At 71.5% G+C, this 9,076-nt stretch carries 10 protein-coding genes and 1 pseudogene; 6 read left to right on the top strand and 5 right to left on the bottom strand.

Annotated features, from left to right (window positions below; all coding sequences use genetic code 11):
• Both ACIA77_RS49010 and ACIA77_RS49005 read left to right on the top strand, forming a co-directional pair.
• Positions 1–192, top strand: a pseudogene (locus tag ACIA77_RS49010) (hypothetical protein); the annotation flags it as partial.
• A gap of 78 nt (positions 193–270) precedes the next feature.
• Complete coding sequence (locus tag ACIA77_RS49005; RefSeq protein WP_395893095.1) at positions 271–855, top strand: CGNR zinc finger domain-containing protein; 585 nt, start codon at positions 271–273, stop codon at positions 853–855.
• A 4-nt stretch (positions 856–859) separates the two neighbouring features.
• On the opposite strand, the gene ACIA77_RS49000 is transcribed toward ACIA77_RS49005, so the two are convergent.
• Positions 860–1,390 carry a winged helix-turn-helix transcriptional regulator gene (locus ACIA77_RS49000; RefSeq protein ID WP_395893094.1) on the bottom strand — a complete coding sequence of 177 codons (531 nt, stop codon included), beginning with the start codon at positions 1,388–1,390 and terminating at the stop codon, positions 860–862.
• Positions 1,391–1,446: 56 nt separating this feature from the next.
• Here ACIA77_RS49000 and ACIA77_RS48995 point away from each other — a divergent pair, with 56 nt between their 5' ends.
• Both ACIA77_RS48995 and ACIA77_RS48990 read left to right on the top strand, forming a co-directional pair.
• Positions 1,447–2,886: an MFS transporter gene (locus ACIA77_RS48995; protein ID WP_395893093.1), complete on the top strand. Its 1,440-nt coding sequence runs from the start codon at positions 1,447–1,449 to the stop codon at positions 2,884–2,886.
• Positions 2,887–2,937: 51 nt separating this feature from the next.
• Positions 2,938–3,444, top strand: a complete 507-nt coding sequence (locus ACIA77_RS48990; protein WP_395893092.1) for a DUF302 domain-containing protein — start codon at positions 2,938–2,940, stop codon at positions 3,442–3,444.
• 26 nt (positions 3,445–3,470) lie between these two features.
• Here the strand turns inward: ACIA77_RS48990 and ACIA77_RS48985 are convergent, their stop codons facing one another.
• Together ACIA77_RS48985 and ACIA77_RS48980 are read right to left on the bottom strand one after the other, a co-directional pair.
• Positions 3,471–4,103, bottom strand: a complete 633-nt coding sequence (locus ACIA77_RS48985) for a hypothetical protein (RefSeq protein WP_395893091.1) — start codon at positions 4,101–4,103, stop codon at positions 3,471–3,473.
• Between the two features lie 53 nt (positions 4,104–4,156).
• Entirely contained in the window at positions 4,157–5,374 is a 1,218-nt protein-coding gene (locus tag ACIA77_RS48980) for a beta-ketoacyl-[acyl-carrier-protein] synthase family protein (RefSeq protein WP_395893090.1), read from the bottom strand.
• Between the two features lie 165 nt (positions 5,375–5,539).
• Between ACIA77_RS48980 and ACIA77_RS48975 the strand changes: the two genes are divergently transcribed.
• Positions 5,540–6,592 carry an LLM class F420-dependent oxidoreductase gene (locus ACIA77_RS48975; RefSeq protein ID WP_395893089.1) on the top strand — a complete coding sequence of 351 codons (1,053 nt, stop codon included), beginning with the start codon at positions 5,540–5,542 and terminating at the stop codon, positions 6,590–6,592.
• Positions 6,593–6,624: 32 nt separating this feature from the next.
• Complete coding sequence (locus ACIA77_RS48970; RefSeq protein ID WP_395893088.1) at positions 6,625–7,374, top strand: enoyl-CoA hydratase-related protein; 750 nt, start codon at positions 6,625–6,627, stop codon at positions 7,372–7,374.
• Positions 7,375–7,498: 124 nt separating this feature from the next.
• Here ACIA77_RS48970 and ACIA77_RS48965 read toward each other — a convergent pair whose 3' ends face one another.
• Positions 7,499–8,092, bottom strand: coding sequence for a chorismate mutase (locus ACIA77_RS48965; protein ID WP_395893087.1), 594 nt, complete (start codon positions 8,090–8,092; stop codon positions 7,499–7,501).
• Positions 8,071–9,033, bottom strand: coding sequence for a methyltransferase (locus ACIA77_RS48960; RefSeq protein WP_395893086.1), 963 nt, complete (start codon positions 9,031–9,033; stop codon positions 8,071–8,073). Before ACIA77_RS48960 ends, ACIA77_RS48965 begins: the two co-directional genes overlap by 22 nt.
• Positions 9,034–9,076 lie beyond the last annotated feature (43 nt).

The raw sequence follows: 9,076 nt of genomic DNA, 5'->3' as shown, positions 1-9,076 counted from the left end.
CGCGGCTATGACCCGCACCTCGTGCAGCACCTGGGCAACGTCGCGATCGACTACCGCAACGGCGTGTTCGCCGGCACCAACGACGTCGTCGAGAAGATCGGCGGGAAGCCGCCTCAGTCGGTGGAGCAGTTCGCGCGGGAGAAGCGCGCCGGCTTCGAAACCAGCGGACCGCGCTTCGTCCCGGCGTCGTGAGGGTCGACCGTGTCGGCGGGCTCCGCCCGAGTGCGGCCTTGACCGAACACCGGTGTCGCTGACGGCTGCGAGGTTCCCATGGTTTTTCCGGCGACCGAACGCTACGGCCTGGTGCCCGCTCCGGGCGGGCTGGGGCTCGTGCAGGACCTGCTGAACACCCACCGCAGCCCCCGCGGAACCTTCGGGGACCTGCTCGCGTCCGTCGGCTCGGCTCAGGCGTGGGCCGGCGCGGCGGTCGCCGAGTGGGCCTCGGTGGAGGGCCGGCGCGCCTGTCGAGTCCGGCTCAGGGCAACGGATGTCGACGCGCTGCGCACGCTCCGGGACCAGCTCGGGGATCCGGCGTCCGAGGCACCGCCCTTGCTGGCCGGCCTGAGCGTCGTCGCCGGGAACGACGCCGCCGGCCGGCTGGTGCTCGAACCGGCCGGAACCGGGTGGCAGGTCGTCGCGGGCGCGGTCCTGCTCGGGGTCCACCGCGCCCAGCGGCGCGACGAGTGGCGGCGGCTCAAAACCTGCCGCAGCCCGATCTGCCGCGCCGTGTTCTACGACCGGTCACGCAACAACAGCGGTGTCTGGCACGACGTCCGCGCGTGCGGCAACGCCATCAACCTGCGCGCCTCCCGGGCGCGGCGGTCTCAAACGGCGGGAAGTGAGGCCGGTGCGTAGCCGGTCAGCGCCGGGAGCGGCTGCGCTTGACCCGCGCCTGAGTGTCCTCGATGGACACGTCGTGGCCTGCCGTGCAGCGCACCGCGGCGGCCAGCGGTTCACCGCAGCCGGCGTGGACGAGCTCGACCCCGGCGGAAGGCCCGCCCAGCCCGGCTCCCCACTCCATCAGCGCCACCACTACCGGGAAGAGCGCGCGTCCGCGGTCGGTCAGCACGTACTCGTGGCGCGTGCGCGACCCGGGCTCGCGGTAGGGCTGCTGCGTCATCAGGCCGTCGTCGACCAGCTGCTTGAGCCGCTTCGCCGCGACGGCGTCGCTCAGGCCGGTGCGCCGGGTCAGCTCGTCGAAGCGCCGGCCACCGTAGAAAGCCTCGCGGATCAGGATCATCGCCGACCGCGTGCCGACGACCTCCAGCGAGCGCTCGATCTTGCACCAGCCTTCCGCCGTCCACGCGTCGCGGTCGACGAAACCTCCGACCCGCGTGAACACGGGACGCTCTTCCGGCGACTCCGGCCGGTCCGCACGGGGGTGTGTCATGGCTATCACCCTACCTGTCTAGTGCTCGGCATAGTCAGGGTGCTAGCTTGCTGACTATGTCTTTAGAAAGTCAGCTGGCGCCGGCGCGCGTCGAACCCGGGCAGCGCGGTCGCTGGGCCGGCGTGGCCGTGGTGTGCCTCGGGGTGATGATGGCGTTCGTCAACGTCTCGTCCACGATCTCCGCGTTGCCGGCCGTGCAGAACGACTTGCACACGTCGCCGAGCCAGCTCGTGTGGATCAGCAGCGCCTACAGCCTGCTGGTGGTGAGCCTCGTGATGTCCGCCGGCACGCTCGGCGACCTCGTCGGCCGCCGGGCGGTGTTCCTCTCCGGAGTGGCCGTGTTCGCCGCGAGCAGCGCGCTCGCGTTCTTCTCGGGTAGTGCCGGAGCGCTGATCACCGCGCAGGCGCTCATGGGTGTCGGCGGTGCCGCGATCCTGCCGGCCAGCCTGTCGATCGTCAGCCACGCCTTCGCCGACCCGCGCGAGCGCACCGGCGCGATCAGCGTGTGGGCGAGCTGTTCCGGCCTGGGGCTCGCGATCGGCCCGCTCACCGCGGGCGTCCTGCTCGACGACTTCGGCTGGCACGCGGTGTTCCTCATCAACGTGGTGCTGGGTCTCGTGGCGCTCGCCCTCACGCCGTCGCTGGTCCCGGAGAGCCGGTATCCGTCGCGGCGCCTCGATCTCGGCGGCGTCGTGCTCGGCACGATCGTCGTGGCGTCGGCGACCTACGCGATCATCGAGGGCGCGTCCGCCGGCTACACGGCCGGGCGGATCGTCGCGGTCTACGTGGTTTTCGCGGTGTCCCTCGTGGCGTTCGTGCGCGTCGAACTGCGCCACCGCGACCCGATGCTCGACCTCCGCCTGTTCCGGAGCCCCTCGTTCTCGGCCGTGCTGGGCGTCGCGGCGGCCACCATGTTCGGCTTCGTCGGCGTCGCACTGCTGAGCGTGCTCGACCTCGAACGGGTGCGCGAGCTCGGCGCCCTCGCGACGGGCCTGCGGATGCTCGTCATGTTCGGCACCTACATCCTGGTCAGCGCCGCGGCCGCCCGGCTCGTCCGCCGTGTCGGGTTCCTCGCGATGCTGACCGGCGGCCTGCTGATCATGGGCGGCGGAGCGCTGCTCCTGCTCGCCACCGGCCCGTACGCCGGCTTCGAGCGGATGTGGCCCGGCCTGCTCGTCGTCGGCATCGGCTCCGGGCTGCTCGTGGCGCCGTCGACCGCCGCCGCGGTGAACAGCGTCCCGGCCGGGCAGGCGGGCATGGCCAGCGCCGCCGTGAACATGTTCCGCCAGCTCGGCAGCGTGCTCGGCCCCAGCATCCTCGGCACCATCGTCACCACCGGATTCTCGCGCACCCTGGTGACGGGTCGCTCCCCGGCCGAGGCCTTCACCTCCGCCGTCCACACGGGACTGCTGGTGGGTGGCACCACGCTGCTGGCCGTGGTCGTGCCCACCGCGCTGTTCGTCCGCCACCGCGCGGCTCCGGCCGGGAAGGACTGAGGGCTGCCGCCGGTCGTTCACGGCCGTTTCGTTCACTGAAAGGAGAAGAACGTGATCACCCAGTACACAGTGGAGAACTACGAGTACGTCACGGACAAGACGTACGAAGAGGTCGTCGCCGCGTTCGACGCGGTGCTCGGGGACGTGGAGTACGGCAGGTTCACGGAGATCCTCAAGGCCGCCGAGACGCGAGAGGAGTGGGAACGGGCGGTCACCGAGGTTCTGGGCACGAGCGGGATGCTGCGCTTCTTCACCGTGGACCACGGCAAGTGGATGGGCTTCTACGGGCACGCGGTGAAGGCGAAGAAGTACGTGTACGGCAACCCGCTCATCGCCGAAACCATGATGCGCCACGACACGCGGTTCGGACAGCAGGCCCCGAACCGGCTGCAGGTGTACGAAGACGCCGACGGGCACGCGCGCGTCTCCTACGACCTCCCGTCGTCGATCTTCGGCTTCATCGGCAACGAGGAACTGACGCGCACCGCCTACGGCCTGGACGCCAAGGTCGCCGAGTTCGTCGAGCGGATCACCGGCACCACCGCCAACGCGCGCTGACGGGCCGGCTCGCGGCGCGCGGCCGCTCAGCCGAACGCGAGGCGCTTCCTCGGCTTGCCGGGCTCGAGCAGCTCGAACTTCAGGTCCAGATCGCTGCGGTGCAGAAGATCCACCTGCTGCGTGAACTGCTCACTCGTGACGTAGACGGTCTTGTCGAGCTTCCACCCGTCCTTGAACCACGCACGGAGCGCGGCGAGAAGGCGCTCGTCCATGCCGCTCTCGACCTGGGACAGCCGAGCCCAGAAGAAGATGACGGCATCCACGTCCGCCCACTCGTCGTCGCCGACCGGAATCACGGTGCAGTTCGCTAGGAATGTGGCGCTCGTGGGGAAGACGTACACGCAGCCCAGGCACCTGGTGCCGGCCGGGTCGAGCACCGTGTACGTGAACGCACGATGCGCAGCGTGGCGTTGTTCGAGGTCGACGACGTCTTTCCGGTTCGCCTCCACCGTGAAGTCGTCCTCGGGCCACGCCGTCTGGCGCCACAACCGCAGGTGCTCACGCGTTTCCATCACGGCCGCGTAGTCCAGCTCCGTGTCTTCGGCCACGATCGGCCGCAAGCTGAACCCTTCGGTCGTCAACTCGGCGGGGACGGGTTCGGTCGAATCGGTGAACGGCACGCGCAGCTCCTCGGCCGGGTATCCCTGGGTGCTGCTCACGTTACGGCGGCGCGCAAGTGATTATGCCGTCCCGACCGACCGGCCCGCCACCATCACCCGGCCGGCGTGAACACCAGGCTGCCGTTGTGCCCGCCGAAACCGAAACTGTTCGACAGCACCGGTCCGGGTGTCCACGGGGTGGGCTCGCGCGCGACGTCGACGTCGAGTTCCGGGTCCTGAGTGGACAGTCCGAGTGTCGGCGGGACGAGCTCGTTCGCCATCGTCAGCGCGACAACGACCGCCTCCACCGCACCGGCCGAGCCGAAGGAGTGCCCGGTGGCACCCTTGACGCTGGTCACGAGCGGCCGCGCCGCGCCGAAGACGCGGCGGATCGCGTGGGCTTCGGCGGCGTCGTTCAGCGCCGTCGAGGTGCCGTGGGCGTTGATGTGCGTGATGTCCCGCGGCGCGTAACCGGCGTCCTCGATCGCCATGCGCATGCACCGCTCGGCGCCGGCGCCGTCCGGGGCGGGCGCGGTGACGTGGTGCGCGTCGGCGGTGGAGGCGGTGCCGTCGATGGTCAGGTACACGTGCGCGCCGCGGGCGAGGGCCGAGTCGAGGGGCTCCAGCACGAGGATCCCGCTCGCCTCCGACGCCGCCAGGCCGTCCCGGTCCACATCGAACGGACGCGAGATCCCGCTGCGGCTCAGCGCCCGCATGTTCGTGAACCCGGCGATGCACGTGGGCGTCAGGCTGGAATCGCTGCCGCCGGCGAGCACGACGTCGGCCGCGCCGGACGCGATGAGCTTGGCGCCCGCGGCGATGGCGTCGGTCCCGGCCGCGCACGCGGTGGTGATGACGGACGCGCTACCGCGCAGCCCGTAGCGGATGCTCAGCGCGGCGGCACCCGCGTTCGGCATCGTCATCGGCACGACGTGCGGGGAGACCTTGCGCTCGCCCAGCCGGCCCAGGACCTCGGCCTGCGCTTCCAGCGTCGACACGCCGCCGATACCCGTGCCGAGGCTGACGGCGGCGCGCTCGGGCTCGACGCCGGCCAGGCCGGGGGCGGGATCGTCGGCGTCGCGCCTGATCAGGAGACCGGCGTCGGTGAGGGCCTCGTCCGCCGCCGCGACGGCCATCTGCGTCGCGATGTCCGACGTGCGCGCCACTATGTGGGACATCCAGAGCCGCGGGTCGAACCCGCTGAGCCGCCGCACGTTCGCCGCGGCGGCGGGGCGGGAGAGGCCGTCCCAGAACGCCTTCACGCCGATGCCCACCGGCGAGACGACCCCGATCCCGGTCATCGCCACACGTCGGTTGAGGGCTGGCTTCATGCACTTGCTCCTTCGAATGACAGGTGACCCCGGCGTCACCACCTTATCCACTGGCTAGGCCTTTGCAAAGTCAGGGTGCTGGAACTTGAGTCACAGCAGCGGTTGACGAGTGAGTCTCGTTGAGCAACTCTGTACGGGCGACCCTTCGACGAAAGCAGGCGAACCGTGTTTGTCGGCATCTACAACGAGTACAGCGCGAAGGGCGGCTTTCGCGACCTGGCCGACGACGTGGTCGCGTACGAGCGCGCCGGCGCGGACATCACGTACGTGGCCGAGGTGTACACGTTCGACGCCGTGAGCCAGCTGGGTGCGCTCGCGGCACTGACCAGCCGGATCCGGCTCGGTTCGGGGATCCTGCCGATCTACACGCGCACACCGGCGCTGCTCGCCATGACCGCCGCCGGGCTCGACCACGTGAGCGAGGGCCGGTTCGTCCTCGGCCTCGGCGCTTCCGGCCCGCAGGTCGTCGAGGGCTTCCACGGCGTGCCCTACGACGCACCGCTCGCGCGCACCCGCGAGATCGTCGACGTCTGCCGGCAGGTCTGGCGCCGCGAACGCCTCGTCCACCAGGGCAAGCACTACCGCATTCCGCTGCCGGAGAGCGAAGGGACCGGTCTGGGCAAGCCCCTCAAGCTGATCAACACCCCGGTGCGCGACCGGATCCCGATCATGATCGCCTCGATCGGCCCCAAGAACGTCGCTCTCACCGCGGAACTCGCGGAAGCGTGGCAGCCGTTCTTCTTCTTGCCGGAGAAGGCGAAGGACGTCTGGGGCCAGGCGCTGGCGGACGGCGCGGCGAAGCGGCTCGACGGCCTGCCACCCCTGCAGATCGAGGCACAGGCGGTGTTCCGCATCACCGACGACCCGGGCCCCGTGCTCGACTCGATGCGCCCGACGCTCGCGCTCTACCTCGGCGGGATGGGGGCGAAGGGCCGCAACTTCTACAACGACCTCGCCCGCCGCTACGGGTACGAAGCCGAGGCCGAGCAGATCCAGGACCTCTACCTGGCGGGGAAGAAGACGGAAGCCGAAGCCGCGGTCCCGGAGTCCTTGCTGCGCGCGATCTCGCTCGTCGGCCCCGCATCGTACGTCCGCGAGCGCCTCGCCGCGCACGCGGAAGTCGGCGTCACCACGATCACCATCACCCCTTCCGGCGCGAGCCGCGCCGAACGCGTGCGGACGGTCGAGCAGTTCCGCGCGCTCGCCGACGAAATCTGAGCGCGCCCCCGTCCGTCCACAGAGGAGGACTCGTGACCGACGACGTCCGGATCGAGACCGAACAGCACGTGCTCACCTTGACGCTGGCGAGGCCGGGCAAGAAGAACGCGCTCACCGAGGCGATGTACTCGGTGCTGGCCGACGCGCTCGAGTCCGCCGAGGACGATCCCGGCGTTCGCGCCATCCTGGTGCGCGGCGAGGGCGACAGCTTCACCGCGGGCAACGACCTCGCCGAGTTCGTCACCGACGACGCCGTCGTCACCGGCTCGGACCGGCAGGTCTTCCGCTTCCTGCGTGCGCTCTCCACCGCCACCAAACCCGTCGTCGCGGCGGTGCACGGCCGGGCGGTCGGCGTCGGCACGACGCTCCTGCTGCACTGCGACGTCGTGTTCGTCAGCCAGGACGCCCGGCTGTCCTGCCCGTTCGTCGACCTGGCCCTGGTGCCGGAAGCCGCCGCCAGCCTGCTGCTGCCCGCCCGGATCGGGCACGTCCGCGCGTACGAGATGTTCGCGCTGGGCCGCACCGTCGACGGCCCGACCGCCGTCGCGTGGGGCCTCGCGAACCACGTTGTGCCGGCCGGTGAGCTCGGCCCCGCCGCCCTCACCGCGGTGCGCGACCTCGCCACCCGCTCTGCGGCCGCGCTCGCCACCACCAAGCGGCTCATGCGCGACAACGCCGCCGTGGCCCACCGGCTGGACGAGGAGGTCCGGCTCTTCTCCGAACGCGTGGTGACCGCGGAGGCCCAGGCGAAGTTCGCCGCGTTCACGCACCGGCAGCGCTGAGCCCTAGCGCGGCGGCCGGCCATCGGTACGAGCGCACCGGCCGGTCACCGTCGCAAGTGGACGAACCACGCTCCCGTGCTCACCTGGCGGCTTACCGCGCGACCATCCCGCGCCGGGAGGGCCGTCATTCGCACAGCGACCGGACGGCGCGGTCCAACGCTGTCCGGTGCAGCTGGTCGAAGTGGGTCCGCAACGAGGCCCGCTCCGCCGACAGGCGCACCGCCACCCCGCACACCGCCGAGGTCCGCAGGGACTTCGTGGCCACCATCCCGTCGAGCAGCTCCCCGGTGATCCGGTCGAGGATCGGGCGGATCTGGCTGAGGTCGGGGATCGTGGTGGGGGCGTGCTCGGGGTTCGCCGTCCAGTCGGAGAAGAGCCCGTACTGCACGGTCTTGCTCGCCGCGATCTGGTCACCGAACACGGCGACCGCGCCGGCCGGGTCGAGTCCGCGCTCGGTGGCACCCGCCGACGCCGCGTCGAGGACCACCTTCTCGCGCGCGGGGTCTTCGATGGGCCCCCGCGTGGGCCACTTCGCGGCGGCCACGGTGTCGCCGGTTTGCAGCCGCTCCACGACGGCGCCGATCAGCTGGTCGAGCGGGGCTGAGGTGAGCTGGTCCGCGGCGCCGGCAGCCGGGGCGGCACCGGCGACCGGGCTGGTCAGCGTGGTCAGGGGCACGAGCACGGCCAGAGCGACGGTCAGCCGGCGGAACGTGGGCACGGGATCTCCTCGTGGTCGGGAACAGGTCGGAACGTGAGCACGTACCGACCGGACTGGGTCGGCCGCGCGGAGTCAAGGGTGACGCCCGCGTCCCGGCCGAGCGACTCGAATTCGGCGCGCGTGCGCTCGCGGCCGCCGAACAGGACGAACAAGCGCAGATCCTGGTGCGCGGCGTCGTGGCCGCCGTGGTCGAGCAGGCGCTCGATCACCAGCACCACGCCCGTCGCGCCGGCGGCCTCGGCGGCGCGACGCAGGATCGTCCTGGCGGTGTCGTCGGGCCAGTCGTGCAGGACGTGGGCCAGGACGTAGACGTCGGCTCCCGCACGAAGGGGGTCGCGGAAGTCGCCGGCGACGACTTCGACGGCCGCGGGTACGTCAGCGGCTCCCGACCGGTCGACGAGCACACCACGCAAATGTGGCCACCTGGCCGTGAGGGCACGCAGCAGGTGCCCCCGGCCGCCCCCGACGTCGACGACGCTCCGCACGCCGGCCCACAGGTCCAGCTCGGCCACCGACGGCACCCACTCCGCGGACCGGGCGGTCATCAGCCGGTCGAAGGACGCGCCGAGCGCTGGTTCGGCCAGCTCGGCCCACAGGTCGCGACCACTGCGGCCAGTCCGGAGCACGGTGAGCAGATCGGCGATGAAGACCCGGTCGAGGTGGCCGGCCGCGCCGGTCCAGTCCAGGCGCGCGGCGGCCGACGTCCCGGAGACGAGGCACGCGCCCGCGGCAGCGAGCCGCACCGCTCCGTCGCTGGTCACCGTCACGATCCCCCGCGTGGCGAGCAGCCGGACGAGCCGCGCGAGCGCGCCCGCGTCGGTACCCAGGTCGGCGGCGAGGACCTCGACGGGAACCGGCTCGTTTGCGATCCTGTCCGGCAGGCCCAGTGCCACCGCCGCCCGCACCGCCAGCGGCGTGACGAGATCGGCCAGTTCGTCCATGGCAGCAGCCTGTACGCACCGGGCCCGGCAGCGCAGGGTGTTG

It is taken from the genome of Amycolatopsis sp. NPDC051903 (genome assembly GCF_044452505.1).
GTDB lineage: Bacteria > Actinomycetota > Actinomycetes > Mycobacteriales > Pseudonocardiaceae > Amycolatopsis.
This window is presented reverse-complemented; position numbering and strand designations above follow the sequence as displayed.

Coding starts and splice junctions, on each gene's coding strand:
- ACIA77_RS49005 (WP_395893095.1), top strand. CDS start 271: ATGGTTTTTCCGGCGACCGAACGCTACGGCCTGGTGCCCGCTCCGGGC.
- ACIA77_RS49000 (WP_395893094.1), bottom strand. CDS start 1,390: ATGACACACCCCCGTGCGGACCGGCCGGAGTCGCCGGAAGAGCGTCCC.
- ACIA77_RS48995 (WP_395893093.1), top strand. CDS start 1,447: ATGTCTTTAGAAAGTCAGCTGGCGCCGGCGCGCGTCGAACCCGGGCAG.
- ACIA77_RS48980 (WP_395893090.1), bottom strand. CDS start 5,374: ATGAAGCCAGCCCTCAACCGACGTGTGGCGATGACCGGGATCGGGGTC.
- ACIA77_RS48960 (WP_395893086.1), bottom strand. CDS start 9,033: ATGGACGAACTGGCCGATCTCGTCACGCCGCTGGCGGTGCGGGCGGCG.